Source organism: Neptuniibacter sp. QD34_54 (assembly GCF_047778055.1).
Lineage (GTDB): Bacteria > Pseudomonadota > Gammaproteobacteria > Pseudomonadales > Balneatricaceae > Neptuniibacter.
The window spans coordinates 2,827,886-2,853,844 of sequence record NZ_CP180546.1; the positions used below are offsets into that span (position 1 = coordinate 2,827,886).

Annotated in this window: 26 protein-coding genes and 1 tRNA gene; 10 read left to right on the forward strand and 17 right to left on the reverse strand. The window is 43.9% G+C overall.

Translation table 11 applies throughout. From position 1 onward, the window contains the following. Nucleotides 1-12: 12 nt before the first annotated feature. Both ACMXYP_RS12845 and folM read left to right on the forward strand, forming a co-directional pair. Entirely contained in the window at nt 13-330 is a 318-nt protein-coding gene (locus tag ACMXYP_RS12845) for a DUF6482 family protein (protein ID WP_415882034.1), read from the forward strand. 17 nt (nt 331-347) lie between these two features. Next, a complete protein-coding gene (folM, locus tag ACMXYP_RS12850; RefSeq protein ID WP_415882035.1) occupies nt 348-1,058 on the forward strand; it encodes a dihydromonapterin reductase in 711 nt (236 codons plus the stop codon). Nucleotides 1,059-1,069: 11 nt separating this feature from the next. Here the strand turns inward: folM and ACMXYP_RS12855 are convergent, their stop codons facing one another. Beyond that, nucleotides 1,070-1,852 (reverse strand): SDR family NAD(P)-dependent oxidoreductase, encoded by a 783-nt coding sequence (locus ACMXYP_RS12855; protein WP_415882036.1) that lies wholly within the window; start codon nt 1,850-1,852, stop codon nt 1,070-1,072. Between the two features lie 46 nt (nt 1,853-1,898). Between ACMXYP_RS12855 and ACMXYP_RS12860 the strand changes: the two genes are divergently transcribed. Continuing rightward, the gene (locus tag ACMXYP_RS12860; RefSeq protein WP_415882037.1) at nt 1,899-2,291 is read left to right on the forward strand and encodes a thiol-disulfide oxidoreductase DCC family protein; all 393 of its coding nucleotides are present in this window, start codon (nt 1,899-1,901) and stop codon (nt 2,289-2,291) included. Here the strand turns inward: ACMXYP_RS12860 and ACMXYP_RS12865 are convergent. From ACMXYP_RS12865 to ACMXYP_RS12890, 6 genes are all read right to left on the reverse strand, one after another. Further along, nucleotides 2,271-3,599 carry an ABC1 kinase family protein gene (locus ACMXYP_RS12865; protein WP_415882038.1) on the reverse strand — a complete coding sequence of 443 codons (1,329 nt, stop codon included), beginning with the start codon at nt 3,597-3,599 and terminating at the stop codon, nt 2,271-2,273. The genes ACMXYP_RS12860 and ACMXYP_RS12865 overlap by 21 nt on opposite strands. Beyond that, the gene (locus ACMXYP_RS12870) at nt 3,592-4,182 is read right to left on the reverse strand and encodes a glutathione peroxidase (RefSeq protein ID WP_415882039.1); all 591 of its coding nucleotides are present in this window, start codon (nt 4,180-4,182) and stop codon (nt 3,592-3,594) included. Before ACMXYP_RS12870 ends, ACMXYP_RS12865 begins: the two co-directional genes overlap by 8 nt. Nucleotides 4,183-5,286: 1,104 nt before the next feature. Further along, nucleotides 5,287-5,363: transfer RNA gene (locus ACMXYP_RS12875), tRNA-Met, on the reverse strand. Nucleotides 5,364-5,448: 85 nt separating this feature from the next. Further along, nucleotides 5,449-5,835, reverse strand: coding sequence for a PilZ domain-containing protein (locus tag ACMXYP_RS12880; RefSeq protein WP_415882040.1), 387 nt, complete (start codon nt 5,833-5,835; stop codon nt 5,449-5,451). Continuing rightward, on the reverse strand, nt 5,832-6,629 hold the full coding sequence (locus ACMXYP_RS12885) for a flagellar motor protein MotB (protein ID WP_415882041.1): 798 nt from the start codon (nt 6,627-6,629) through the stop codon (nt 5,832-5,834). The genes ACMXYP_RS12880 and ACMXYP_RS12885 overlap by 4 nt, the downstream gene beginning before the upstream one ends. A 13-nt stretch (nt 6,630-6,642) precedes the next feature. Next, a complete protein-coding gene (locus tag ACMXYP_RS12890) occupies nt 6,643-7,413 on the reverse strand; it encodes a motility protein A (protein ID WP_415882042.1) in 771 nt (256 codons plus the stop codon). A gap of 96 nt (nt 7,414-7,509) precedes the next feature. On the opposite strand from ACMXYP_RS12890, the gene ACMXYP_RS12895 reads away from it, so the two are divergent. Beyond that, nucleotides 7,510-8,394, forward strand: coding sequence for a DUF72 domain-containing protein (locus ACMXYP_RS12895; RefSeq protein WP_415882043.1), 885 nt, complete (start codon nt 7,510-7,512; stop codon nt 8,392-8,394). A gap of 58 nt (nt 8,395-8,452) precedes the next feature. Here ACMXYP_RS12895 and ACMXYP_RS12900 read toward each other — a convergent pair whose 3' ends face one another. Next, nucleotides 8,453-9,058, reverse strand: a complete 606-nt coding sequence (locus ACMXYP_RS12900) for a DUF924 family protein (RefSeq protein WP_415882044.1) — start codon at nt 9,056-9,058, stop codon at nt 8,453-8,455. Between the two features lie 55 nt (nt 9,059-9,113). After that, entirely contained in the window at nt 9,114-9,869 is a 756-nt protein-coding gene (locus ACMXYP_RS12905; protein WP_415882045.1) for an EAL domain-containing protein, read from the reverse strand. A 232-nt stretch (nt 9,870-10,101) separates the two neighbouring features. Here ACMXYP_RS12905 and ACMXYP_RS12910 point away from each other — a divergent pair, with 232 nt between their 5' ends. The 3 genes from ACMXYP_RS12910 to ACMXYP_RS12920 are packed head-to-tail and all read left to right on the forward strand — an operon-like array spanning nt 10,102 to nt 12,302. Next, on the forward strand, nt 10,102-10,917 hold the full coding sequence (locus ACMXYP_RS12910) for a hypothetical protein (RefSeq protein ID WP_415882046.1): 816 nt from the start codon (nt 10,102-10,104) through the stop codon (nt 10,915-10,917). A gap of 9 nt (nt 10,918-10,926) precedes the next feature. After that, nucleotides 10,927-11,544, forward strand: coding sequence for a glutathione S-transferase family protein (locus ACMXYP_RS12915; protein WP_415882047.1), 618 nt, complete (start codon nt 10,927-10,929; stop codon nt 11,542-11,544). Further along, the gene (locus ACMXYP_RS12920) at nt 11,541-12,302 is read left to right on the forward strand and encodes a glycerophosphoryl diester phosphodiesterase (RefSeq protein ID WP_415882048.1); all 762 of its coding nucleotides are present in this window, start codon (nt 11,541-11,543) and stop codon (nt 12,300-12,302) included. Before ACMXYP_RS12915 ends, ACMXYP_RS12920 begins: the two co-directional genes overlap by 4 nt. A 13-nt stretch (nt 12,303-12,315) precedes the next feature. Here ACMXYP_RS12920 and ACMXYP_RS12925 read toward each other — a convergent pair whose 3' ends face one another. Genes ACMXYP_RS12925 through ACMXYP_RS12935 form a run of 3 tightly spaced genes read right to left on the reverse strand, consistent with a single transcriptional unit; the run spans nt 12,316 to nt 14,756 of the window. Beyond that, a complete protein-coding gene (locus ACMXYP_RS12925) occupies nt 12,316-13,167 on the reverse strand; it encodes a pirin family protein (RefSeq protein WP_415882049.1) in 852 nt (283 codons plus the stop codon). Beyond that, nucleotides 13,164-14,144, reverse strand: a complete 981-nt coding sequence (locus ACMXYP_RS12930) for a glutathione S-transferase family protein (protein ID WP_415882050.1) — start codon at nt 14,142-14,144, stop codon at nt 13,164-13,166. The genes ACMXYP_RS12925 and ACMXYP_RS12930 overlap by 4 nt, the downstream gene beginning before the upstream one ends. A gap of 15 nt (nt 14,145-14,159) precedes the next feature. Then, complete coding sequence (locus ACMXYP_RS12935) at nt 14,160-14,756, reverse strand: FMN-dependent NADH-azoreductase (RefSeq protein WP_415882051.1); 597 nt, start codon at nt 14,754-14,756, stop codon at nt 14,160-14,162. Nucleotides 14,757-14,890: 134 nt separating this feature from the next. On the opposite strand from ACMXYP_RS12935, the gene ACMXYP_RS12940 reads away from it, so the two are divergent. Next, the gene (locus ACMXYP_RS12940) at nt 14,891-15,772 is read left to right on the forward strand and encodes a LysR family transcriptional regulator (RefSeq protein ID WP_415882052.1); all 882 of its coding nucleotides are present in this window, start codon (nt 14,891-14,893) and stop codon (nt 15,770-15,772) included. Between the two features lie 31 nt (nt 15,773-15,803). On the opposite strand, the gene ACMXYP_RS12945 is transcribed toward ACMXYP_RS12940, so the two are convergent. Next, nucleotides 15,804-16,736: a GGDEF domain-containing protein gene (locus ACMXYP_RS12945; RefSeq protein ID WP_415882053.1), complete on the reverse strand. Its 933-nt coding sequence runs from the start codon at nt 16,734-16,736 to the stop codon at nt 15,804-15,806. A 209-nt stretch (nt 16,737-16,945) separates the two neighbouring features. On the opposite strand from ACMXYP_RS12945, the gene ACMXYP_RS12950 reads away from it, so the two are divergent. Beyond that, nucleotides 16,946-18,928 carry a diguanylate cyclase domain-containing protein gene (locus tag ACMXYP_RS12950; protein ID WP_415882054.1) on the forward strand — a complete coding sequence of 661 codons (1,983 nt, stop codon included), beginning with the start codon at nt 16,946-16,948 and terminating at the stop codon, nt 18,926-18,928. Nucleotides 18,929-19,198: 270 nt separating this feature from the next. Beyond that, a complete protein-coding gene (locus tag ACMXYP_RS12955; RefSeq protein WP_415882055.1) occupies nt 19,199-19,501 on the forward strand; it encodes an STAS domain-containing protein in 303 nt (100 codons plus the stop codon). Between the two features lie 96 nt (nt 19,502-19,597). Here the strand turns inward: ACMXYP_RS12955 and ACMXYP_RS12960 are convergent, their stop codons facing one another. The 4 genes from ACMXYP_RS12960 to ACMXYP_RS12975 all read right to left on the reverse strand — a co-directional run bounded on the left by ACMXYP_RS12960 (nt 19,598) and on the right by ACMXYP_RS12975 (nt 25,893). After that, a complete protein-coding gene (locus ACMXYP_RS12960) occupies nt 19,598-22,711 on the reverse strand; it encodes an efflux RND transporter permease subunit (protein ID WP_415882056.1) in 3,114 nt (1,037 codons plus the stop codon). Then, a complete protein-coding gene (locus ACMXYP_RS12965; protein ID WP_415882057.1) occupies nt 22,708-24,189 on the reverse strand; it encodes an efflux RND transporter periplasmic adaptor subunit in 1,482 nt (493 codons plus the stop codon). The genes ACMXYP_RS12960 and ACMXYP_RS12965 overlap by 4 nt, the downstream gene beginning before the upstream one ends. Further along, nucleotides 24,182-25,486: a TolC family protein gene (locus ACMXYP_RS12970; protein ID WP_415882058.1), complete on the reverse strand. Its 1,305-nt coding sequence runs from the start codon at nt 25,484-25,486 to the stop codon at nt 24,182-24,184. The genes ACMXYP_RS12965 and ACMXYP_RS12970 overlap by 8 nt, the downstream gene beginning before the upstream one ends. A 71-nt stretch (nt 25,487-25,557) precedes the next feature. Then, nucleotides 25,558-25,893, reverse strand: a complete 336-nt coding sequence (locus ACMXYP_RS12975) for a hypothetical protein (protein WP_415882059.1) — start codon at nt 25,891-25,893, stop codon at nt 25,558-25,560. Nucleotides 25,894-25,959 lie beyond the last annotated feature (66 nt).

Genomic DNA, 25,959 nt, shown 5'->3' on the forward strand with positions numbered 1-25,959 from the left:
TAGGTGATAGCGATGAAACTTCAGATAGAAGATATACATGACCTTGAACCGATAGATAAAGTTGTTATTCACTCACTAGATTGGATGCTTTATCAAGTCACAGTAGTAGCAGAAGGACAAGAACGTCTCCTATATCAAGGCGACGATCCCTTTAAAAGTCGCAGTCTTCTTGAGATACAAGAGATCTTCCAATTTGTCGATGTTGGGCACTACACACTTCGCAGACCCAACAGCGCTTATGACGAAATGGTCGGACAGCCTCCAAGCGTTTTCCCAGATAGCTTTGAAACCTCTCTACCTTGGAAACAACTTGCTGACACACGTCACTAATACGGATATCAGAAAAGATGGTAAACAACTCAAAACCAATCCTTATCACTGGCGTAGGCAAACGTATCGGGTTTGCATTGGGCAAACATTTTATACAGCACGGCATCCCTGTTATTGGAACGTATAGAACCTATTACGATAATTTTGAGGAGATCTCTGATGCCGACCTGATTGAGTGTGACTTTTATAAACAAGAAGACCTCAATCGTCTTATCGACCATGTAAAAAGTAACTACACCAGCCTTAGGGGCATTATTCACAATGCTTCAGACTGGCTACCCGAAACCAGCAAGCATTCTGCTGATGACATCTTTAACAAAATGATGATGATCCATGCTGGCGTTCCTTACCAACTTAATTTGGCACTAAAACCCCTGCTAGAAAATTGCGAATCTACTACTGACATCATTAATATTACTGACTATGTTGTCGACAAAGGTAGCGATAAACATATCGCTTATGCTGCGAGCAAAGCGGCACTTAGCAATATGACCTTATCCTTTTCATCTCTTCTCGCACCAAAGATCAAAGTAAATGCTATCGCCCCCTCATTGATCATGTTTAACCCTGAAGATGACAGTGCTTATAAAGCTAAAGCATTAGACAAATCCCTTTTAAAAATTGCGCCTGGTACTGAAGAGATAATTAAAGCGGTAGATTATCTACTAGATAGCAAATATATGACGGGCAGGACATTGTCTTTAGATGGTGGCAGGCATATCCGTTAGGTAATTGCGCATTAGGGGAGTATCTCTGCACCATCCCATGCAAATACTCTCCCGCTATGTTCAGGACGTAGCGTCTCTAGGACACCAAACAAATATCTAGCAGATTGCTCAGGAGTAAATAATTTTTCTGCTGGAACCTTACTCTGAAATGGCTGGGACAACATTGTGTTCACTGTGCCCGGATGCAAACCCACAATGATAGATTGAGGAAGTTTTCTCTGTGTCTCTATCGATAAGGTTTTTAGAAGCATATTCAGAGCACTTTTACTGGCTCTATAACCATACCAACCACCCAAGCGATTATCACTGATACTGCCCACTCGAGCAGAAATCACAGCAAATACAGCTTTGCCCTTTTTATTAAGCAAAGGAACAAGCTGCTGCGCAATTAACATAGGTGCTGTAGCATTAATATGGAAAAGCTTTTGGAAGTTTTCCATATTAATCTGGCTGAGGCGCTTTTCAGGCTGAGTATGCTCATCATGGAGGAGTCCAGAACAAACCAAGACCAAATCAAGCTCTATGCTTTCTAGAAGCACGCCCAATTGAAAAATGCTCTTTTCCGAATAGAGATCGACATAACCATAAGTTACCTTGTCGTTGCGTAACTCTATTGGCTTTTCTGCTGACAAGCGTGAAAAAGCAAATATATGCCCAACTTCCGGATCTTGAAGAAGCCGCTTAATCAGTGCTGATCCTATCCCACCTGTAGCGCCTATTAACACTACATTTTTTAGTCTGCTGTTTACACTGTTCATACAAACTAATACGGCGTAAACACCTGAACCGATCAAAGGGTTCTTTCGTAACGGATGAATAAACCTGTTGTGAACAAACACTATGTTGCAAGAATCAAAAGCTAAACCGATCGTATTTTTCGACGGTGGATGCCCTCTTTGTAAAAAAGAGATTCATCATTACCAACGAGTAGATACTGAGAGTTCTATTGAATGGGTAGATATACATCTGAATCCAGAGAGCTTATCTGATCACAACATAGAACTAAACGCAGCGATGGAGAGGCTTCACAGTATTAATAGCGATGGAACAACCATCACAGGTGTCGCAAGCTTCCTCTTAATTTGGGAAAACCTGACGCGTTATAAAAGAATTGCTAGTTTAATAAGGGCCCTAAAATTAGAGCCCTTATTAGAGTTTATCTACACACGCTTCGCAGCATGGCGTCTTAGAAAACGCTGCAATGATCAATGCTCACCAATATCGAGAAACTAATCGATTCATATCAATTGAAGCATTAAAGCGTGTCGCCATGAGATACAACCCAGCCATTTTTCGATGAAGGAAAAGTATATCCGGTGGTGGTGAGTGCCATGCATCAGGGTCGCTACTAATCGAGAGGCCTTTATCTCTAATTTTCTCCGCCAATTGCGAACCTGAAAAATCATAGTTTCCTTTAAACCTCAAAGGCTCAGTCGCGAGAATAAAGATGTCCAAAACGACATCGAGATTTTTTACTTCCTTACCCTGAGCAAAAAAGCCTAGCTTGTCTAATGCTGAGGCCAATGCTGTACGATCTTCGACAGTAGCTGCGTGCAATGCTTTTTGATAGTTATCAACAAAAGAAGGTTCAAACTCACGCGTCGCCCCGAAGTCTAAAAGGACTAACTGCTTACTCTCTAGGTTGTAGAGAAAATTAGCTAAATTCGGGTCTGTTTGCACACAGCGATAGTCTAGAAATTCAGCAAAAAATAACTCCATCATCAAAGACATCACGCGATTCCGCTCTTCTTGAGAGGCGTAAGCTAATTTCTCTATAGATTGCCCCTGCATATAACTCATACATAGGATTTGATCGGTCGAAAGATCCTCATGATATGCAGGGAACATCAACTCTTCTCGCCGAGAGAAAGTAGCCATGTTCGCAGCGTAATTTCGTAGTTGCTGGCCTTCATGGCGATAATCCGCTTCAAGCTTTAATTGTCTCCGTGCTTCATCAACCAGTGGGGTTAGATCTAAGTCCTTGGGAATCAAACCGCTGAAACGCAATAGTCCGAAAACATTATCTAAATCACTATCGATACTCTCTCTGACACCAGGGTATTGGATTTTTATCGCGAGCTCCCTGTTATCGAGCGCTAAGCCTTTATGGACTTGTCCGATCGAAGCGGCTGCAATTGGCTTAAAACTAAAACGCTGGAATTGATCCTGCCACTCATCCCCCCAATTTTTTTCCAGTACATCTAATAACTGAACAGCTGGCATAGTAACCGCATCGGCTCTTAATCGCTCTAGCAATACAGCCATATCAGGCGGAACTAAACTTCCTGCATCCATCGAAAGCAATTGCCCAGCCTTCATAGCCGCACCACGCATAGTGGCCAGCTTATCTGCTAGCTGTTTTAAGTTTTTCTCGGAGATAAGGAGATCTCTTATTGCTGGTGATTTGCCTTGCATCAGCTCTTTACCACCATCCACCAGCATATTACCGGCAACTTTGCTTGCTAGAACCCCTAACTTACTTAGTCGTGAGATCCTTGAGGTAGGAACCGCTTTTGTATTTTGATCAAACAACTCATCCATTAGGTAAATTCGCCTCAATGAGATTAACCAAGCCTTTATCTGAAGGCCTAGTGAAGCTTTTGAAATTAGCGATTAATTCGCCTTCTGGGGAGATAAGGTATTTATGGAAATTCCATCCGGGGTACTGCCCATCTGCCAAACTTGCTAAGTGCTGATAAAAAGGGTGAGCCTTACCCTTAATAGCGTGAACTTTCTCAAACATAGTAAACTCAACGCTGTAGGTTAAGCGGCAAAAATTAAGGATCTGTTTTTCAGTACCAGGCTCTTGACCGGCAAAATCATTAGAGGGAAAACCGAGTACGACAAAACCAGAGGAATTATATTTTCGGTAGAGCTTTTCAAGACCATCATACTGAGGCGTATAAGCACATTTACTGGCGGTATTAACCACGAGTATGAGCTTTCCAGAATATGCTTCGCATAGGTTTTCATATTGATCTTGACCTAGTCGTTTAAAGCGGTAGTTAAGCAGGTCGGGACATGCCTGACCTTGCTCAACTTCAACAACCTCTGCTAAGACTGGCCTGATAAACAGCAACGAGCAAAATAGAAACATGATGATTGAAGATACAGCCCAATTCATAGCTTTCCTCCGGATTCCTTTCCAAATGCATACGAACAAAATAAGCATACGGATTATGCAACCGGGGTAAAGAGCATCACTAAAATTTGGATCGTTCTTTGAGAAGAGGGACCGCGAGAACTGAAACTTTCTGAGTCGACTGAAAATAAAGGGGCTCAGAAACGAAAAAACCGACTTAGAACTAACTAAATCGGTTTAATCTAAATTTGGTAGCGGGGGCTGGATTGCGACCAACGACCTTCGCCCGAGGTTACAAGAGTTGAGTCCGACGAGCTAACAAGCGGCTCCACTCAAATTAACAAACCCCAGAAACGAAAAAACCGACTTAGAATTAACTAAATCGGTTTAATCTGAATTTGGTAGCGGGGGCTAGATTGGTACCAAGGACCTTCGCCCGGGGTTACAAGAGCTGAGCCCACGAGCTAACAAGCGGCTCCACTCAAATTAACAAACCCCAGAAACGAAAAAACCGACGTAGGATTAACTAAATCGGCTTAATCTGAATTGGGTAGCGGGGGCTGGATTGGTACCAACGACCTTCGCCCGGGGTTACAAGAGCTGAGCCCGACGAGCTACCAAGCTGCTCCACTCAAATTAATAACCCCCAGAAACGAAAAAGCCGACTTAGAATTAACTAAATCGACTTAATCTGAATTGGGTAGCGGGGGCTGGAATGGGACCAACGACCTTCGCCCGGGGTTACAAGAGCTGAGCCCGACGAGCTACCAAGCGGCTCCACTCAAATTAATAACCCCCAGAAACGAAAAAGCCGACGTAGGATTAACTAAATCGGCTTAATCTGAATTTGGTAGCGGGGGCTGGAATGGGACCAACGAACTTCGCCCGGGGTTACAAGAGCTGAGCCCACGAGCTAACAAGCGGCTCCACTCAAATTAACAAACCCCAGAAACGAAAAAACCGACTTAGAATTAACTAAATCGGTTTAATCTGAATTTGGTAGCGGGGGCTGGATTTGAACCAACGACCTTCGCCCGGGGTTACAAGAGCTGAGCCCACGAGCTAACAAGCGGCTCCACTCAAATTAACAAACCCCAGAAACGAAAAAACCGACTTAGAATTAACTAAATCGGTTTAATCTGAATTTGGTAGCGGGGGCTGGATTTGAACCAACGACCTTCGGGTTATGAGCCCGACGAGCTACCAAGCTGCTCCACCCCGCATCAACGTGGCGCGTATATTATAGATGCTTACCCTAAACCACAAGCCTTTTTTTCAGATTATTTTCAAATAGATAGAAAGCCGCACTTAAGCGCCATCTTCAGCCGCTTCTCTCAAAGCCCGTTCTCGGCGTATAAGCTCTTTTTGCAAACTTACGACTAACTCAGATAGAGCCATATGAGCTTTATCTGACAAACCTTCAAATTCAGCGCCACAACGACCTTTGCCACAGAATGAAACCTTTAAGCGTGGTTTTAAGCGGTATTTTTTATGCGTTTTGAAAAGAATAGCGACATCTTCTAAATAACCCGAAAAGGTTTGATCCGTTTTGAAGGCCACACCAGTTGCAGAGATATCCAAGAGCTCAACCGTCGTCTCGCCAATCGTCATTTTAACCTGACCACTTGAAGCAGCTCGAAAAGCTTGGCGACGGTTTTCCTCTTCAGAAAGTTCTAACTCTATAGGTATCTTCACTGCGCCGCCCTTTTCTCTAACACAAACTCCAATCGACGATTTTCTGCTCGCCCTCTCAATGTAGAATTCGACGATACAGGCACCGAATCGCCATATCCCGTTGCCGTGACTCGATCCACCTCTAAACCACCACGCACCATATATCGGAGCACATTAGTAGCACGTATAGCAGACAGATCCCAGTTAGAAGGGAATCTTGGAGTTTGGATAGGAATATTATCGGTATGACCATTAATACTCAGCTTAAGATCTGGGTTTTTCTTTAATGTAAGCACCACAGAATCCAGAACCGTCATCATCTCTGTATTAAACTCAGCAGAACCTGACGGAAATAGGACATCACCTTTAATTTTGATGGTCACTTTGCCATCTTTAGGCGTTCCAACTTCAACGGCATCAGTAGCCGCAGCAATTTGAAATTGCTGATTAATTTCGTGAGTTAATTTCGTCAACTCGGAATCAATCGCTACATTTTGAGATTCAGCTTCATTCTCATTCGGCTTTTCAGCATCTTTCTCTGCAATATCTGTCGCAGGTAGAGATTCTTCTATCTCCTCAGGTATCTCAGTTTTAACTGGAGCATTATGAGGAAGGTCAATAATACTGTTCGCTCCATCATCCCCCTGAAAAGCATCATTCAGCGATCTGATGGTTTTTTCAAAACGTTCAGCTTCGACACTTGATAGAGAAAACAACAACACGAAGAACACCAACAGCAAAGTCATTAGATCAGCAAAGGTATAGATCCAGCTTGCGCCCTCTTCTTCCTCTACTAATGTTTTTTTAGAGTTCATTTAGATCTCCCGACTACTTTTTCTTGCCTATCGCTACTTTTTTTCGCTGAGCAGCAGGAATGTAAGACGAAAGCTGTTCGTATACATGCATATAGTGGTCATTAGTCAGTATGCTAATACACCCTTCTCGTATTATTTCTAAATTAGTCACTTCCAATAGCGTCCTAGATTTCAGTTTTCCTGCTATAGGTAGGAATACCATTGTCGCTAATAGGGAGCCGTAAAACGTTGTTAAAAGCGCAACAGCCATAGCTGGACCGATTGCTTCAGGGTTATCTAAAACACTCAGCATTTGAATGAGGCCGATTAGCGTACCTAACATCCCAAACGCCGGAGAATAAGCCGCCATTTTCTTAAAAACATCTTGAGTGGCATGATGACGAGAAACTAATGAGTCGATCTCGTTTTGAATGGTATTACGGATAACCTGCTCAGAAGCAGCTTCGGCCATCAACATACAAGCACGTTTTAATACAGGAGAGGAGCTTTCAACATCACCCAGCTTTAACAAACCGTGACGATGACTGATACGGCTCAGTTCAAGCATAGTATCAATCATTTCCTGTGGATTTGTCTTATCTTGTGTAAAAACAATAAATGCGCCCTTAAAAGAGTTAAGTACATCTTTAAATTGAACTGTCAGCAACGTTGCCGCTATCGTGCCCCCAGCAACAATCATCATGCCAGGCACGTTTACGAACACATCGGCACTACCGCCCATAATGATGGCAGATATAATTAGCGCTAGGCCTGAAATTATTCCTAACAGTGATGCAAAATCCATTAGATCTCTCTCTTTAAACTACGCATTGCTTATGATCTGAGAGTACAATCTACACTCTCTTGAATCAAAGTACATTACATACCCACAAAAAACGTGATGATAACTTCCTACTTATCAAATTCTTCGCCACGTTGTTATATCGGCCTAACTCAATGGCAACATGCAGCATGGCAAGATAACTGTCTAGTGCGCAGCAGCCATATTCATGTGCTACATGCTTATACGCGCCATTTTAGTAGTGTAGAAGGAAACTCAACGTTTTACGGCTTACCTAAACAAAGTACCGTTGAACAATGGTACAAAGAATCTTCAGAGCAATTTCGTTTTTGCTTTAAATTCCCACAAGAGATAAGCCACCTTAGACAACTCACCCACTGCCAAAAAGAAACACTGGAGTTTTTCAAGCGGCTCACTCCTCTACAAGAGAAACTCGGCTTACTCTGTATCCAGCTACCTGCCGCCTTTGGACCTGATTCTCTAAACAATCTGGAAAACTACCTAAAATCACTACCCACCGATTGGCAGCATGCGGTAGAAATTCGTCATCCCGAGTTTTTCCAAAAAGGAGATGCAGAACAACAACTCAACCAGTTGTTGGCTTCTCAAGGCTGTAATCGCATTAGTTTTGATACCCGTTCCCTGTTTGCACACCCCGCAGAGGATACGGTTAGCCTCAAAGCTAAAGAACACAAACCTCAACTCCCTGTGCATGCTATTTCAACTGGGCAATCCCCTATGATTCGCTTTATCACACCTTTAGATTGGCAATGGGGAACCCCTTACCTTGATCCATGGATTAGTAAAGCGATCACGTGGATGCAACAAGGCAAAACACCTTATTTCTTTTTCCACACGCCGGATAATGCCGAAGCACCACAACTGGCAGCTTACTTTGTGGAAAAGCTTGAAGCTGCACTTCCCGGCTGTTGTCTATTCACACCATGGCAAGAACAGAATCGCCAACAAGACACACTGTTCTAAAAAGACTCTTCTACTTAATCTCTGTACTTAAGGCTTCAGTTCTTTGTTTACTTCAACCTTATTGTCCCCAGCGATTATGGCTTTGTAATAAGTAAGCCAACTCTTCTGGCGTGGAGCTACGCCCAAGTACTTCATTACGGTGCGGAAAGCGGCCAAATCGCTCTATTTGCTCATGATGCTGGCAAGCAAAATCCAACCAGTTTTCTACCTGTAGTTTCTTTTCACCTGCCACTTCTAACAACATCTGCTCAAAACTACTGACACACAACTGTTGCATTTGAAGGTTTTCAGCATGCTCTAATGGCATATAGAAAAAGGTGCGTTCGACAAACTCTAATGCTTGATCATGCCCTTGAGTACGTCCACTTAGGCAAAGTTGCAAAGCCTGACTGTCGCCTGCAAAAGCGTCTGCAGAGCCTCGATAGATTGTACGGGTAAATTGATCTAACAATAGAATCAGTGCTAATCGCCCACGTGGTGTTTCCGCCCAAGCATCCAGTTCACCTCTTAAAGCCTGACGAACCTGATGCCCAAACAACTCAGTGATCAAACGATCATTTTCTGGTGATCCAGCCCACCAAAGTTCCGAACGATCACATACCGTAAAGCCATCTTCTATTTGACCGAACCAGAAACCTAGAACTTCATCAATCTTTTCAATCATATAAAAATCAATAAGTTAAAATTACAGTTTTAAGGGTAGCCTATTTTTGGATAAATCAGTCAAAACATCGCTTTTGAATAAAGAGCTCTTGATAGAAAAAACCTTGTACATAATCAATACCCAGCTTGATTGCTGTTGCCAAATCTTCAGCTGACTCAACCCCTTCCAATACAGTTTTTTTACCACTAACACGAGCAAAACCGATGACACTTTTAATCAACAACTGCATATTTTCAGTCAGATCATCACGCAACCAACTTCGGTCAAACTTGATATAATCCACTTCACTCAGGATGTTCATCGCAATCATACTGCCTGGCGCACCTACATCATCTAGTGCAATCGCAATCCCTTGCTTGCGCATCAATTCAGACACATCATTACTGATTTTGGCATCATTGACGTCGGTATTTTCGATCAACTCTATAACCAGATCAGTATTACCTTTAAGCAAATTCACCATCGCATTTTGGCCCGAACCATCTGCATCAGTGCATACAGAAAAGGCATGTGGATCAAGATTCAAAAATAGCGCCACACCCTCGGGACGATAACGCATCTGTAGACGCTTTAGTTGCAACTCAACTTGCGCCAACATAAGAGGACTGTCGTGCAAAACCTGAAAAACATCTAAAGGCGGAATTGCTCTTCCATCTGCATGATAAAAGCGCGCTAACGCCTCGTATCCAAGAATATCCCCTGTATGTGCATCTATTAAGGGCTGATATTCCACACCAAATCTTTGCTGCTCAACTAAATCCAACAACTCTAAGCTACTACCGCTGACAACATTCAAACTACAATTTAGCAAAGCTTATATTCCATAAATCTAAACAATAATCAATATCAATTCAATTTACAAAGATAGCAAATATTCAAAAACTTCTCTAGTTACTCGCAGCTTAATTAATCCTTCGATCTACTTTAAAAAGTTAAGAGTATCGCCCTATGAGAAAAGCGATCTTCCCCAAAAATTCCCTGTTTTCTTATCACTAGCTAACCGCTACATTAGTGAGAGACCCAAAGCTAATTAGGATCAAATTATGCAGCGTCTCATTTTAGTATTAGTGATTGTTTGTATTGGCGTAGCTGGATATCTGTTTACGCAGAAGGAACAAACCACAGATCAAGTTGAAACGACCGATAGTCAAGCTTCTGCCTCGACACAACAGGAAGCTCGCCAACACATTGACCGTCTAACTTCTGGACAGGAAAGTCCGATAAAAATAGAGCAAGCGAGTAATTTTGTAACGGCGGAGCAACTTCTTAAACTTCCACCGGTAAAAACTTCAACACAGGCTGACATTCTAGAAGAAACCAGTAACTCTCAAGACAGTGCTACAACAGCAGAAGCCCAAGGTGAAACCTTTGCCGTGAGCAGCCATCTGAGCGTAATTAAGACAGGCAAAAACGAGAAAAAAGCTAACACGGCTATCGCAGATACAGCCTTGGTCGCAACTCAACAGATCAAGCTGCTGGAGTTATTAGATGATCCCGATAACTCTGCACAGAAAGTCTACTTTATTCATGCCGTTAATGAGGGGGATGATGAAGGCTTATGGGGGATCATCCAACACGGCCTCATGCGGACCTTTACTGAAGGACTTTCTTTACCGGGACTGGGGGAGAAAGTATCAGTAGAGATTCCGAAAGACGCAGATGAAGCTTTAGGTGATAAACGTAGTTCCTTTTTAGGCCAAGTATTAAAAGCCAAAGTAGATCAAACCTATATCTACAACTATCAAAAAGGAATCTTAGGTGAGAACCCCAATTTAATTAAACCAGGTCAGCAGTTAGTTATTGTTACATTTACAGAGCAAGAGCTGATCGGTATTTACCACCACTTTATTAACCTGTAAGGCACTGCGATGATCGATTTATACACTTGGGGAACACCAAACGGACGAAAGATATCCATCATGTTGGAAGCTCTTCGTCTTCCCTATCGAGTCCATCCAGTTAATATTTTCGAGAAAGAACAATTTGAACCTGCGTTTAAAGCGATTAGTCCAAATAGCAAAATTCCTGCTCTAGTCGACGATGAAGGTCCAAACGGCGAAACAGTCCAACTATTTGAAAGCGGCGCAATTTTAATTTACTTGGCTGAAAAAGCCGGTGAATTTATCCCTTCAGACCCACAAGCCCGCCTAGAGTGCCTACAATGGTTAATGTGGCAGATGGGTGGTTTTGGTCCGTTCTTAGGGCAAGCACATCATTTTAATCGCTTTGCACCTGATGCTTCAGACTATGCCAAACAACGCTACAACAACGAAGCCCAGCGCTTATGGCAAACTCTCGATACGCAGTTAGCAAATAAACAGTTTGTGATTGGGGATGAGCTTTCAATTGCAGATTTCGCCATTTACCCATGGGCTATGCGTTATGAGTGGCAACATGTAGATCCTGACAAATTTCCGTTTGTGAAAGCTTGGATGGAACGGATGGGCCATATTGAATTCGTCCAGAGAGGAATGCAGATTCCATGATCGCCAGCCGTATCATTGGCCATAGGGGGGCTGCTCATTTAGCTCCCGAGAATACTTTAGCAGGTATTCAGATGGCTGCTGAATGCGGTGTTACTTGGGTTGAACTCGACACCACTCTTCTCGGAGATTCAACTCCAGTTTTATTTCATGACGAGCATCTAGATCGCTGTACTAATCAGCAAGGGCCATTAAGCGCTCTAAGCTTCGATGCCCTTCCTTTACTGGATGCTGGCAGTTGGTTCCACCCAGAATGGGTAGATGAACCTATGCCCCACCTTTCGGACGCTCTAAGGCTTTGCCAAGAACTGCAACTGGGCCTTAACCTGGAGATAAAGCCTTTCGATTTAGAGCCTGATCTCGTTGCAGAACGAGTCCTTGAGCAGATCAGCGTCTATTGGCAAGCCCCCGAGAAGTTGATTATCAGTTGTTACAACTTTGACCTGCTGAGCGCTTATAAGACGCTAGACCCTCAAGCCCAGATAGGCCTGCTTTATGACCACCTACCAGAACTATGGCAGCTTAAAGCCGAGATGCTAGATGCAGTTAGCCTACATTGTGATGCCAACCTAATCACCCAAAGTGATGTGCAAGTGATCAAACAAGCGGGGTACGAGCTCTACTGCTATACCTGTAACGAACCCACTCAAGCTGCGATGCTTTTTGACTGGGGTGTTGATGGAATCTTCACCGATAATCCGCCGTTAATGCGGCCCTACATCCCCTCGAATAATCTAAACGAAGCCTTTGTTTCCTTGTAATAAAAAACCATAGTTAAACTAAACGGTTTTCGCGGTAATCCGTCAACGCTTGTTCTATCTCAGCCATTGTATTCATTACAAAAGGACCATATTGAACCACAGGTTCACCAATAGGCTTGCCTGCCAAAATCAACATACGGCTATCACTTTGTGCTTTAATAACAACGCCTTTACCTTCAGAAAGCTCAGATACTTGGTGTTGATCAATTAGCTCCCCAGCAACCCTTGCTTCGCCTTCAAACAAGTAGATAACTGCGTTATGAGATTCAGGCAGCGCCAACTCAATCTCCTTTCCAGCTTCGAGCTGCAGGTCACAATACATTGGTTCTGTAGCACTATTTTGCACAGGCCCTTTTAAAACTTGGCCTTCCAAATTTATTTCACCTGCAACAACTTTCAATTGATAGCCTTCACCGATTAATTGCGGCACCTCTTCAGGTACAATATTTTGATAAGAGGCCGGTTGCATCTTTTCTGAGGCGGGTAAGTTTATCCACAGCTGGAAACCGCGCATCAAACCGTCTACACGTTGAGGCCGTTCTTCATGAATCACCCCTCTGCCAGCTTTCATCCATTGCACACCACCCGCTCGTAGATCCCCTTCATTACCCATATGATCACGATGGATCATGTGCCCATCCAACATATAGGTCACAGTTTCAAAACCACGGTGGGGATGAGGTGGGAACCCAGCCAGATAGTCATCTGGATTCTCTGATGAAAACGCATCCAACATCAGAAAAGGATCAATCCGAGTAGTCTCGCTTCTGCCTATGCTGCGCTTCAGCTTAACTCCAGCACCATCCATACTGTCTTTTGCTGGGATAATACGTTTTATACTGCGTAGATTGTCTAACTTACTCATAACACCTCCCGACCATGTGGTGCAGTTAAATCAAATGCAGGACCAACTGAAATCACACCCGTCGGATTAATGGTACGATGGCTACGGTAGTAGTGGTGTCTGATGTGGTCCATATCTACCGTTTTACCGATACTAGCCATCTGGTAAATCTCGCGTAGATAGCCTGATAACGCTGGATAATCGGCAATTCGACGTAGATCACATTTAAAGTGCGTCACATACACAGGATCAAAACGAACCAAGGTTGTGAATAAACGCAGATCAGCTTCAGTAAATTGGTTACCCACTAAAAAGCGCTGTTGTGATAGGCGCTCTTCCAACTGATCCAAGGCTGTGAATAACTCAACTACGGCAGCATCATAAGCCGTTTGCGAGGTAGCAAAGCCAGCTCTATAAACACCATTATTTACTTTGTCGTAGACCCTAGTGTTGATCTCATCAATCTGAGAACGAAGAACTTCAGGGTAAAAGTCTCCTGCCTTTGCGCCAATATCATCAAAAGCACTGTTAAGCATACGAATAATTTCGGACGACTCGTTATTCACAATGGTATTGGTCTGCTTATCCCATAAAACTGGAACAGTGACTCGCCCGCTATAGTTTGGCTCTGCTTGGGTATACACCTGATGTAAATAATCATGACCGAATAAGCTATCACCCGTGCTCGCCGCAAAATCACTCGCAAACGTCCAACCATGTTCAAACATGAGCGGGTGTACAACATCAACCGAGATATAATCCGTCAGCCCCTTTAACTCACGCATAATTAGTGTGCGATGCGCCCATGGACAAGCCAGAGAGACATAAAGATGATAACGACCCGCTTCAGCTTTAAAACCTGCTTTACCACTAGGCCCAGCGCTACCATCTTTAGTTACCCAGTTACGAAACTGTGATTCGTTACGAACAAATTCACCTTTATTGCTCTTAGTGTCATACCACTGATCATGCCACTGGCCATCAATCAACAAGCCCATTGTGTATCTCCTTAATTAATGGATAGCAGCAATCTGCTGGTTAGCTTTCGCTAAAGAACTTTCGGCCAAATCACCCATACTTAGCCCTTCAGCATAAATCACCTCACTCTCACTTAGGCCGATAAAGTTAAGGAACTGCTGCACAAAAGGGATCTGAAAGTCGTGGCCCTGATCACGATATAGGCCACCACGTGTAGCCAATAGGTAAACGGGTTTACTTGCGATTAAACCGACGGGTCCCTGCTCAGTATATTTAAATGTCACACCTGCGCGGGCAATCAAATCGAAATAAGCTTTCATCTGAGTCGGTACGCCAAAGTTATACATTGGCACGCCCATCACAATTTCATCTGCAGCTTTTAACTCAGTAATTAATAGATCTGAACGAGCAACAATCGCTTGCTGTTCTGCACTGCGCTCATCGGCCGGTGTAGATAATGCCGTCATAACAGTCGCATCCAGATGCGGAACATCTTCGGCAACCAGATCACGGACAATCACTTGACCCTGTGGGTGCTTCTCTAACCACTGCTCAATAAACTTGTCAGCCAACTGACTTGATTTACCGCCGTTACCAAAAATGCTGGATTTAATATGTAGTAATGTAGCCATCGAATTCACCTTAAAAATCTGTTCTTTCGTCCTTACAGATCTGTCTCTGTAACTGATGGAACCATTCTCCTATTTAATTAAACGATTAAAAATAGCTATAATTTGCTCAATTCAATCGAAAAATTAGATACATAATGCCTCAAGTTACTCTGGAACAATGGCAAAGCCTCATCGCGGTGGTCGAAAATGGCGGCTACGCTAGTGCTGCTGAAGCGATGAACAAAAGCCAATCCTCCATCAGCTACGCGATTCAAAAGCTAGAGAGCACACTGAACGTGCAAGCTTTCAAGGTTGAAGGTCGCAAAGCAGTTTTAACTGCCGCAGGAAAATCCCTCTATCGCAGGGCACGGGTTTTAGTGGAAGAAGCACAACAGATGGAAAACTTAGCGAAGCAGTTTGCAGAGGGCTGGGAGCCGGATATTCGCATCGCTATGGATGCCCTATTTCCAGAATGGCTCATGCTAGATGTGATTGCTGAATTTACAGAACAGAGCCCCCTGACCCGAATCGAGTTTATCGAAACCGTGTTAAGTGGCACTGATGAAGCCTTACTTAGAAAAGAAGCTGATATAGTAATTGGATCACGCATACCTCCAGGTTTTATGGGCGACCCTATTTTAGATATCAGCTTTATAGCTGTAGCGACCCCAGAACATCCTCTTCATCAACTTAAACGCACTTTAGATCACAAAGACTTACGCCTTCATCGTCAATTAGTGATTAGGGACTCAGGTAGCAGAGATGTAGATTCAGGTTGGCTTGGTGCTGAACAGCGCCTCACCCTAAGCAACTTTACCACCTCAATCGCCGCTGCCTGCCGTGGCTTAGGTTATGCTTGGTATCCAAGCCTTAAAATCGAAAAGGAACTAGAACAAGGGCTACTCAAACCGCTCCCTCTAAATGCCGGTGCTAAGAAAAGTGTTCAGCTAAATATGATCTACGCGGAAGGAGATTATGCAGGGCCAGCAACGAAGTTATTTGGAGAGTTATTACAAAAACGCTTACAACGTTTGTAAGCGCTTATTGTCAAAGATAACCATCAAATAGTTAGGCGATCACCACTCGATTTCGTCCCTGCTCTTTTGCTTGATATAAGGCACTATCAGCCTTCTTCATCCAGCTATCGAGCGAATCTGTAGTATGCAAAAAACTCACACCAATACTCACGGTACGCGAGACCAGCTCTCCCTGTTCTGTTTTGATATGGATACTGTTTAAACGTTGCCTTAAACGTTGAGCCGCTTCTAGCACTCGATCCTCATCTGCACCTGTTAACAGTACGCCAAACTCTTCTCCGCCTAAGCGAAACCCCGCATCATCATGCCGACAAAATTGGCTGATAGACTTACCAACTGCTGCCAGCAACAGGTCACCTTTATCATGACCAAACTTATCATTTACTGATTTAAAGAAGTCGATATCTAACATCAGCAACGCAGGAACTGGATCACACTCATTATCCCAAGAAGTATCCATAACCTTAGGCATCATTTCAAAAAAGTAACGCCTGTTTAGAAGACCCGTTAATTGATCATGATTGGCCTTACTGCGCCAGTCATCGCGATCTTTATGAACCTGTTGGAGTAAGTCCCTGTAGTCCTGACTTAATTTAAACAAACCAATTGTCGCAAGCATCATCCCTATAGGATAAGCCGCATTTTCTATTAATTTTAACGTGCCGACATGATCGAAAATAAACTCATCGAGTAAGTCAGCGGTATTGGCCATAGTGATGATGCCAAAGCCACAGAGTAAATAGATATAAGTCCTAAATCGCAGGCCCGCATAGGCGATCGTAACAATCCAAAATTGAACAAGGACTAAAAGTAAGAGCTCCCCAGCAACGTCCAAAATTTCTACTTCTGTGATCTTTGGAATTGCGCCTTCGTAAGACAGAGCTACTACAGCTACCGCCGCAGGGCATAAGAAGATGATACAAATTGAAATCCAAATTAAACGACTGCTTTCCAGTTTAATCAACGGACACATTCTCTTTCAAAATGAAACGAAATCATACTGTTTGACAGTGCCCATATAAAGTCTAACAACACCCCCAAAAGACGAGCATGATAAGGGTCAAAAGAGAATTAAAAACCACTCATTTAACTGTGTAGTTTTTAACCACACCTTTTGCTAATATCAGCCGTTCTTTTGTAATACTCATCCCTATTTCCCGAGAAGTAATCCCAATGATGCCGGTTATCATTTTATTTTTTACATTGCTAATAACCGATAGCATCACATCTAAACTGATCTCGTCATTAAATCTAAATGCAGAATATTACTGGTTCGAAGCAGTAGCCAATGCATCTATTCTTGCGCTTGTTTCGCTAATCATTCTTAGATTTATCTTCGCTTATTACCGTCAGATTCAACCTTCCGAAAAAGTTCGAGAGTGGCTGTTTCTTCAAGTAGGCCTCAGCGCTTTTGGGATTGAGTTATCTTTAACCCTACTGCAATCCATTATCAGTCTAGATCATTTAAACAACATTCTGCTGTTTGACTTTAAATCTCTAGCATTCGCATCGATTAGTTCAATAGCGGTCTATAACTACGTGTTCTATCCACACGCAACTGCCTTTACTAGCTTCTTAAATAGAATCGAGATTCGCTATACAACCTCCTATCTATTTGGCCTTTCACTGCTACTGCTATTTCTGATCAACGTCTTTCAAACACAATCTGAAGACCTAAAAGAAAAGATCGTTAAAAATGAAGCTGAACAGCTTGTTCTGATCGACAAAGCCCTCAGTTACCGTATTGCTGAAGCCGTTTTAGACACCCGTACACTCGCGTCACAACCTGACTTTGTGAGACATCTATCGGGAAATGAAAACGCAGTTACTGAAGTCCAGTTAGAGTTTAGAAACATTGTTGATATCAAACATAGCTACGACCAGATTCGTTTTATTGATGAAAAAGGTCGTGAACAAGTACGGATAAACAAAGGCCAACAGCGTACTGAGATTGTTCCTGAACAGGATCTGCAAAATAAAATAAACCGCTATTACGTCCCAGAAACAGGCAAACTCGATCACGGTAAAGTTTATATTTCACCATTAGATCTAAATATTGAACTCGGTGAAATCGAGATACCGCACAAACCTATTACGCGTATCGCGACGCCAGTCAAAGACCCGCTGCAGAATCTCATGGGGTTAATCGTTATTAACCTCAATGCCAGCCATCTAATCCAGCATCTCGATGATGCTCAAAGCTTGAGTCAAGGAAAGATCATGATGCTCAACCAGGATGGCTACTGGTTACATGGGGAGTCAAAAGAAAAGCTGTGGGCATTTATGTACGAAGATAATCAGCTCTCCCCTTTGCCAGTTCAAAACCCTGAGCTATGGCAAGTACTCTCAGATAAGCATATTGGCTCGTTAGAACAGAAGAACGGTTACTATGTTTTCCACCGAGTCTTACTAAGCCAAGATCAACGTATCGAACAGTTCGAGCAAAATGCAGGTGACTGGCCACAATGGTTACTGATCACTTTTATAGACAAACAACTTGTTGCGCAAAAGAGTTTAGAACGACTTAACTTGATGATCATCATCAGTGCTCTATTGGCGCTGGTCACAGGCATAGGTACCTACCTTTATACTCGCTCGCAGTTAAAACGTACCAACGCTGAAAACAAAATCAGGCACATGGCGGAGCATGACCCTCTCACCGGTTTATATAATCGCCGTCACTTTATTCAAGAATTGGAACGATCTCTTCTTCAAGCGCGTAAAGAGAAAACCTCACTGGCACTGTTCTACCTCGATCTGGATAACTTTAAACCGATCAATGATGACTTAGGCCATGAAGCGGGAGATGAGGCATTAATGATTGTGAGTCACCGCCTTAGCCAAATGCTAAGACAAAACGACACTTTGGCGAGAATTGGCGGGGATGAATTTGTGTTGATGATCCATAACCCAAAAAACCAGAATCAACTGGAAGAGATCGCCAACCGAATTATCGATAACCTAAAACACCCATTATCCTTAAAAGGCACACAATGCCAACTAGGTGTGAGTATTGGTATTGCGGTATCCCGCCACAACAATGAAAGCCGTGATGAGCTATTAAAAGCGGCTGATATGTTAATGCTCGAAGCGAAAGCTAAAGGTAAATCCTGCTTTTGCATTGGAGAGCTAGATAACCTCTCAACCCCTCATTAGGCTAAGAGCCGGTTCGGTATTTTTTGATAATCACCGGTCCATTCAAGCACTTTAGAAACTGACATCAGTTTTGAAATTATCCCCTTGTTAACATTGCGAACCAAACTACAGCAACACATTTCGACTGTAGACCAACTCAACTTTTTCGTTCAAATCGATTAATTCTTAGTTTATTGATTTGAATCGGGTTTGTAATTTCCCTCTGTGTTTCAATATTGTGCAAACACTCAATAATTAGCTTTCTGTAAACGCTGTAGTCGGAGCTAACACATGATTCAGTCCCATTTAAATCAGGACACCCAAGAATTAACCATCTCAATAGGTGAACGGTTTGATTACTCAATTCACAAAGCTTTTAGAGATGCATACAGAGATATCAAAACACCTAGAACCAATATTGCAATCAATTTGTCATCTACTAAATACATTGATAGCTCTGCTTTGGGTATGCTCCTAATCGCCAAGGAGCATGCGGAAAATATTAATGGTGTAGTGACCCTAGTTCGCCCTTCAGAAACGGCACTTCGAATTTTGAAACTGGCAAACTTCGATCAGTTATTCAAAGTTGTCTAAACAAATTTTATAGACCAATGTTTACCCACCCAAAAAAATCGAACACACAATATGGATGTGTGAACGATTTTCTAAAGGTTCCTTAAAATATCCTTTCTAGTGTTTTAAGCCTTGCTTTCGCCACAGATAATAAACGGCCGGTAACAGAATCAGCGTTAACACTAAAGCACTCGCCATACCGCCAACCATCGGTGCCGCGATTCTTTGCATGATTTCAGCGCCAGTTCCATCTCCGTACATAATCGGTAACAAGCCTGCGATCACCGTGGCAACTGTCATCAGAATTGGTCTGACTCGCTTACCAGCGCCCTCAGTTATGGAGTCCTGCAAAGCTTGAAGGGTAAGGCCTTCTGGCATCTCTCGACACTTTTCTTCGTAGGCCTGATTGAGATAGACCAGTAATATGACACCTATCTCGACCGCTACACCCGCCAAAGCGATAAAGCCTACGCCAACGGCAACAGAGAAATTGAACTGGTTTAGATAAAGCATCCAAATCCCGCCTATCAGCGCTAATGGTAGTGTCCCTAAAATCATTGCTACTTCTGCAAATCGGCGAAAGCTAAGATAGAGAAGAACCACAATGATGGCTAAGGTCAGAGGGATAACATAAGTCAGACGCTCTTTCGCACGGAGTAGATATTCATACTGCCCCGACCAGTTAATCGAATAACCAGCTGGCAACTGGACTTGCTCAGCCACGATCTTTTGCGCATCAGCGACATAAGAACCTAAGTCTCGTCCCTCAATATCAACATAGGTCCAGCCATTAGGCCGAGCATTTTCACTTTTAATCCCTGGAGGCCCAGCCTCTATCCTAATATCAGCAACATCCGCTAAAGCAATACGCGCGCCTGTCGGTGTGACCAGTGGTAACAAACGCAGTTGTTCTACCGAATCGCGGTAAGCTTGTGGATAACGCACATTGATCGGATAGCGTTCTAAACCTTCGACGGTCTCGCCAACATTTCTGCCGCCAATAGCGCTGGTAATCACTAACTGAATGTCGGCAATATTAAGACCATATCGCGCTGCTTTTTGACGTTGGATATCGACCTTAACGTAACGCCCACCCGCAACACGCTCGGAATAAACAGATGAGGTGCCTTCAACATCCACCAGCACCTGTTCTAGTTGCTTACCTATATCTTCAATTACTTTAAGGTCAGGCCCGGCAACCTTTAAACCGACTGGAGTTTTAATCCCTGTCGCTAGCATATCGATACGGGTTTTAATCGGCATCACCCAAGCATTGGTCAGTCCCGGCAATTTGACGATCTTATCCAACTCTTTGGTAAGCTTTTCGGTGGTCATCCCCTCACGCCACTGATCTCGTGGTTTCAACGTGATAAAGGTTTCAATCATGGTCAGCGGCGCGGGATCTGTCGCGGTTTCAGCACGTCCAATTTTGCCAAATACACGCTCAACTTCAGGCACCGTACGAATCAACTTATCCGTTTGCTGCAGTAGCTCTCGCGCCTTACCAATTGAGATACCGGGGTAAGTTGTTGGCATATACATCAGATCGCCTTCATCCAGAGGCGGTATAAATTCGCTACCTATTTTATTCACAGGCCAAAAGCCAATCACCGTAACCGTTAACGCAACAACAACGGTGAACTTAGGCCAATTTAGAACTAAACGAATCACCGGCACGTAGATCGCTTGGAGAATACGATTAACCGGGTTCTTACTTTCTGGAAGCACGTTACCGCGGATACAGTACCCCATCAGAACCGGTACTAAGGTAATTGCAAATCCCGCTGCTGCGGCCATTGCATAAGTTTTGGTATAAGCCAAAGGCGAGAACATTCGCCCCTCTTGTGCTTCCAAAGCAAACACAGGGATAAAGCTCATAGTAATAATCAACAGACTGAAAAAGAGTGCTGGTCCAACCTCAGCAGACGCCTCCGCGATAACCTGCCAGCGGTTTTCATCTGTTAACGGTCGACGCTCAATGTGTTTATGCACATTCTCGATGAGCACAATGGCACCATCTACCATGGCCCCGATTGCTATGGCGATCCCACCCAAAGACATGATGTTGGCATTGATCCCTTGGTAATACATGACGATAAACGCCGCCAAAATCCCAATAGGTAGACTGATAATAACCACCAACGAGGAGCGGAAATGGAACAGAAACAGTGCACAGACAATGATAACTACGACAAACTCTTCTACGAGTTTTTCAAATAAGTTATCCACTGCTCGATCTATCAAACCTGAGCGGTCATACACTGTGACGACCTCTACACCTTCAGGTAGGCTACGTTTGAGCTCTTCTAACTTAGCTTTGACTCCCTCAATCGTTGCCTGCGCGTTTTCGCCGAAGCGCATCACAACCACACCACCAACAACTTCGCCTTCACCATCAAGTTCAGCAATACCGCGGCGCATCTGAGGCCCGATTGTCACATCAGCGAGGTCTTGCAGTAATAGCGGCGTGCCTTGAGGGGTAGCACCCAGTGGAATATTTTTAATTGCTTCCAAGCCATCTAAATAGCCACTCGCTCTGACCATATATTCGGCTTCGGCCATCTCAATGACCGAGGCACCGCTCTCTTGGTTTGCGCGTTTAATCGCCAGATTGATATGCGATAGCGGTACATCGAAAGCGCGTAGTTTTTCCGGATCTACTTTGACTTGATATTGCTTGACCATGCCACCGATGGGAGCGACTTCTGAGACCCCCGATACCGTCTGCAACTCATACTTTAAAAACCAATCCTGAATACTGCGCAGCTGGGCTAAATCATGCTGTCCCGTGCGATCGACCAATGCATAGAGGTAGACCCAGCCCACCCCTGTAGCATCAGGTCCAAGCTGCGGTTTGGCACTATCAGGTAAAGAGGAGCTAACTTGGCTGAGATACTCTAATACTCGGCTACGCGCCCAATAGAGATCGGTGCCTTCGTCAAAAATCACATAAACGTATGAATCCCCAAAGAAAGAGAAGCCACGAACTGTTTTTGCGCCGGGTACCGACAACATCGCCGTCGTCAGTGGATAAGTGACCTGATCCTCCACCACTTGTGGTGCTTGGCCGGGATAACTAGTTTTAATAATTACCTGAACATCGGAGAGGTCTGGAATTGCATCGATCGGTGTATTTTTGACTGCATAAGCCCCCCAACCAATTAAAATCACCGTCGTCAGCAGAACAAAAAAACGATTGTGTATCGACCAATAAATTATCCCTTTGATCATAGTTTACCCCCAGGGATGCTTTCTGGGGCTTTAGGACGCGGCAATATAAAATCCGTGAGCTGCAAGTCGCTCATATTGGCTCCGCGTAAACGGATTTGTACCGAGCCAGCATTACGTAACGCCTCTAAATCTAAGGATTCATCAGCTTTAACCTGCATCAACATCGCATCCTGTTTCCACTCGCGAATCGCTTCATGTCTGATCGTTAAGAGGCGTGATTCTCGATCCACCTCTTCAACTGTTGCACTGACCCAAACCTCATCAATCAGCCCCATGGCCGGTGGTGTTAGGCGTAAGAAATCAGAACTGATACTGGACTCGGAATCGAGCATAAACTGAGCCGATGTAACGACCCTATCTTCTGGAAATAAACCCTGAATAATTGCAGTGCGTCCAGCCATACTCGGACCGGTTTTAACTTCAACCGATTTGTACTTACCTTCTCCTAAAGCCAGAACAATACGATCTTGATCGCCGGTTTTGATGACGGCTGTATCTGACACATTCAGCATAGGTTTGGTCGGTGCCGACTGGATAGAAATTTGAGCAAACATATCCGGTTTAAGCAGCAGGTCAGGGTTATCGAAACGTAAGCGGACATTCAACGTTCGCGTTTTTTGATTAACCGTCGGGTAAACATAATCGACCTGCCCACGCCAGATTTCCCCTGGCATAAACGCTAAGGTCATTTCGGCCACATCGCCCTTCTGTACTGCGCTGCCTTGGCGTTCAAATAGTTCTGCGGTCACCCAAACTTGATCTAAAGGCGCGATCGTCAATAAACGGCTATTAGGCTTAATATAAGTACCTTTACGCAACGAGATCTGGTCGATATAACCTGATACAGGCGCATAAACAGGTAATTTTTGTAGAGGCTGACGCTGTTTATTTAAGGTTGATAACACGGTTTTCGAGACGCCCAGCGCGACCAATTTACTTTCACTGGCTTTACGTAAAAAGCGATTACCACTGCGTAGAGCTGCTAAATACTCTTCCTGAGCATTCACCAATTCAGGGGAATACACCTCGTACAGTAGCGATCCCTTTTCAACATATTCACCTTTGACGCTGACCTTAACCTGCTCAACCCAACCAGAAATACGTGAATGGATATCGCTCACTCTCTCCTGATCAACCCCGACATAACCCACGGTTTTTAACTGCGCTTGCAACGGACTAAACAAAACCGCTTCCGTGCGTACAGAAAGATTGTTTTCAACCTCTGGGGAGATTGAAATTGTCCCCGGTGAATCACCACCCGCTAGATCCTCTTCATAAACAGGTACTAAATCCATCCCCATAGGAGAGAGACCTGGCTTATCGCGTTTATAGTTTGGATCCATCGGTGCAACCCAATATAGAGGCTGATCATTTGCGGGGGCTGAGGAATCAGCGCTATCGCTTTTTTGCTGCGACAGAAAGTAGCCGGCCGAAGTCCCAACTAACAAAGCTCCGAGTGTTAAAACAGCCTTATTCATTGTTCATACCTCCTTGAGCTGGATGAGCGTTGTTAATCACCGTTGGGTCTTCTCCTGCAAAGTAAAAATTAATCTTTGCTGTCGCCATTGCTACCTGATGTTCAAGGAGAATCTGTTGCTGTTGAGCTTCGAGCTCTTCCATAGCTGCGATAGATACAGCTTTAAAACCAGACTCCGCTGATGCGTAAGCACGCAAGGCCGATTTTCGTTTGGCTGCTAACTGCTTTAAGTAGGCTTGGTTGTAGATGGCTAAGCGCTGTTCATAGCCTTGTAGATTAGCCTTAGCGATGACTAATTCGGCTCTTAACTCACGCGCTTTAAGTAGGTAAATCGCTTTACTGGCTTCCCGCAGCTGTACTGCAGCACGGCGATGTTGATCTTGACGCTTTTCAGGGAACAGCGGCAGATCCATGGTCACAGCGACACTAAACAGATCCGCTCGATCACGACCATTTTCATGATCAGCGCGATAACCATAATTTGCATCGAGTTTGAATGCAGGTTTATAAGCCTGATCCGCTAGATCAACCGCTTTATCCTCAATCGCAATGTTCTGTTTCAGAATCTGAATCTGAGGATGTTTTAAGATCGATCGATCTTGCTCTGTCTGTGTAATCTTGCCTGAAAAAAGTAAATCTAGATCAAAACCGGTAGCGATAGATTGATCAAAAGATTCAACCGTTAACCACTGCTGTAAGGCTCCTTTTTGAACCTGAATCATCTGTTCTAACTGCAGCATGCGGTCTTTCAGTTGCGTAAGTTTTACTTCAGCATCCAACACCTCATGACGTAAGGCTTTACCCGAGCGGTAATTAGCCCGACTCACTGCTACCAGTTCATTAAAAATATGCTGTTTAGCTTTGAAATGGGCCAACTGCGCTTTTGATTGATGCAGTTTTAGCCATGCCTGAGAGACATTAAGTTTCACACTAGCTGCACGGAGTTGGCGTTGTAGCAGACTTTTCGCCGCTTTTTGCTGCCACTGCTGTTGTGACAACTTCAAGCTTTGGCCTCGAGGAAATTGTTGTGAGACACCTAGCTGTAGCTGGGTCATGTTCTCTTGTTGAAAATCAAAACTATCTGTTGGCAAATTTGCCAACCCAAGCCTTAATCTTGGATCAGGCAATTGAGCGCTCGCAATCGCTTTAGCATGCAGCGCCTGCTCCTGATAGATACTGCTTTGATTCCAATGATCAGAACTAAGAGCATTCTGAATAGCAGAATCCAAACTCAATTCTGCTTGAGAAATGCTGCTGAAAGTCAGCAGACTAATGATAAATAATGGGGATAAACGCATAGATCCTGTCCCGTTGATACATCAAAACACCACCAAAATAGGCGGTAACCGATATAAAAAGGGTCAGGTAATTAATTTAAGAACACAGCCTGTTGCAGGTGTAGCCTCGGTACACCGGAAAAACGACATCGTTCTCTTACAAAGGAATAGCCGTAAGAAAGCTTATGTGCCGTTGCTAGCAGAAAACTGAACAACAGAACAACACCTGATAACAGGTATTGCAAGAAGAAGATCATATCAGGAATTGCATCCGCTACAGGATCAACAACTGGATTGATGCTCCAGTCACAACTTTGGGGCTGACCATCACAATGAGCTAAGGATGCATTATCGACAGGCTGATCCGACGACATACCCATGTGCATACTGTGATCGGCTTGATCTGCGCCCGACACAGCAGAACTCATTGATACGCTTCCAGATGACGAACTATCTACTGAGCTGCCAAATAGATTGGTACAAACGCCAACGGA

Excerpts from the sequence above, each read along its gene's own strand:
- ACMXYP_RS12845 (WP_415882034.1), top strand. The coding sequence starts at position 13 with ATGAAACTTCAGATAGAAGATATACATGACCTTGAACCGATAGATAAA.
- folM (WP_415882035.1), top strand. The coding sequence starts at position 348 with ATGGTAAACAACTCAAAACCAATCCTTATCACTGGCGTAGGCAAACGT.
- ACMXYP_RS12860 (WP_415882037.1), top strand. The coding sequence starts at position 1,899 with ATGTTGCAAGAATCAAAAGCTAAACCGATCGTATTTTTCGACGGTGGA.
- ACMXYP_RS12865 (WP_415882038.1), bottom strand. The coding sequence starts at position 3,599 with ATGGATGAGTTGTTTGATCAAAATACAAAAGCGGTTCCTACCTCAAGG.
- ACMXYP_RS12870 (WP_415882039.1), bottom strand. The coding sequence starts at position 4,182 with ATGAATTGGGCTGTATCTTCAATCATCATGTTTCTATTTTGCTCGTTG.
- ACMXYP_RS12885 (WP_415882041.1), bottom strand. The coding sequence starts at position 6,629 with ATGAACTCTAAAAAAACATTAGTAGAGGAAGAAGAGGGCGCAAGCTGG.
- ACMXYP_RS12890 (WP_415882042.1), bottom strand. The coding sequence starts at position 7,413 with ATGGATTTTGCATCACTGTTAGGAATAATTTCAGGCCTAGCGCTAATT.
- ACMXYP_RS12895 (WP_415882043.1), top strand. The coding sequence starts at position 7,510 with ATGATAACTTCCTACTTATCAAATTCTTCGCCACGTTGTTATATCGGC.
- ACMXYP_RS12900 (WP_415882044.1), bottom strand. The coding sequence starts at position 9,058 with ATGATTGAAAAGATTGATGAAGTTCTAGGTTTCTGGTTCGGTCAAATA.
- ACMXYP_RS12910 (WP_415882046.1), top strand. The coding sequence starts at position 10,102 with ATGCAGCGTCTCATTTTAGTATTAGTGATTGTTTGTATTGGCGTAGCT.
- ACMXYP_RS12915 (WP_415882047.1), top strand. The coding sequence starts at position 10,927 with ATGATCGATTTATACACTTGGGGAACACCAAACGGACGAAAGATATCC.
- ACMXYP_RS12920 (WP_415882048.1), top strand. The coding sequence starts at position 11,541 with ATGATCGCCAGCCGTATCATTGGCCATAGGGGGGCTGCTCATTTAGCT.
- ACMXYP_RS12925 (WP_415882049.1), bottom strand. The coding sequence starts at position 13,167 with ATGAGTAAGTTAGACAATCTACGCAGTATAAAACGTATTATCCCAGCA.
- ACMXYP_RS12930 (WP_415882050.1), bottom strand. The coding sequence starts at position 14,144 with ATGGGCTTGTTGATTGATGGCCAGTGGCATGATCAGTGGTATGACACT.
- ACMXYP_RS12935 (WP_415882051.1), bottom strand. The coding sequence starts at position 14,756 with ATGGCTACATTACTACATATTAAATCCAGCATTTTTGGTAACGGCGGT.
- ACMXYP_RS12940 (WP_415882052.1), top strand. The coding sequence starts at position 14,891 with ATGCCTCAAGTTACTCTGGAACAATGGCAAAGCCTCATCGCGGTGGTC.
- ACMXYP_RS12950 (WP_415882054.1), top strand. The coding sequence starts at position 16,946 with ATGATGCCGGTTATCATTTTATTTTTTACATTGCTAATAACCGATAGC.
- ACMXYP_RS12955 (WP_415882055.1), top strand. The coding sequence starts at position 19,199 with ATGATTCAGTCCCATTTAAATCAGGACACCCAAGAATTAACCATCTCA.
- ACMXYP_RS12960 (WP_415882056.1), bottom strand. The coding sequence starts at position 22,711 with ATGATCAAAGGGATAATTTATTGGTCGATACACAATCGTTTTTTTGTT.
- ACMXYP_RS12965 (WP_415882057.1), bottom strand. The coding sequence starts at position 24,189 with ATGAATAAGGCTGTTTTAACACTCGGAGCTTTGTTAGTTGGGACTTCG.
- ACMXYP_RS12970 (WP_415882058.1), bottom strand. The coding sequence starts at position 25,486 with ATGCGTTTATCCCCATTATTTATCATTAGTCTGCTGACTTTCAGCAGC.
- ACMXYP_RS12975 (WP_415882059.1), bottom strand. The coding sequence starts at position 25,893 with ATGAGTTCTGCTGTGTCGGGCGCAGATCAAGCCGATCACAGTATGCAC.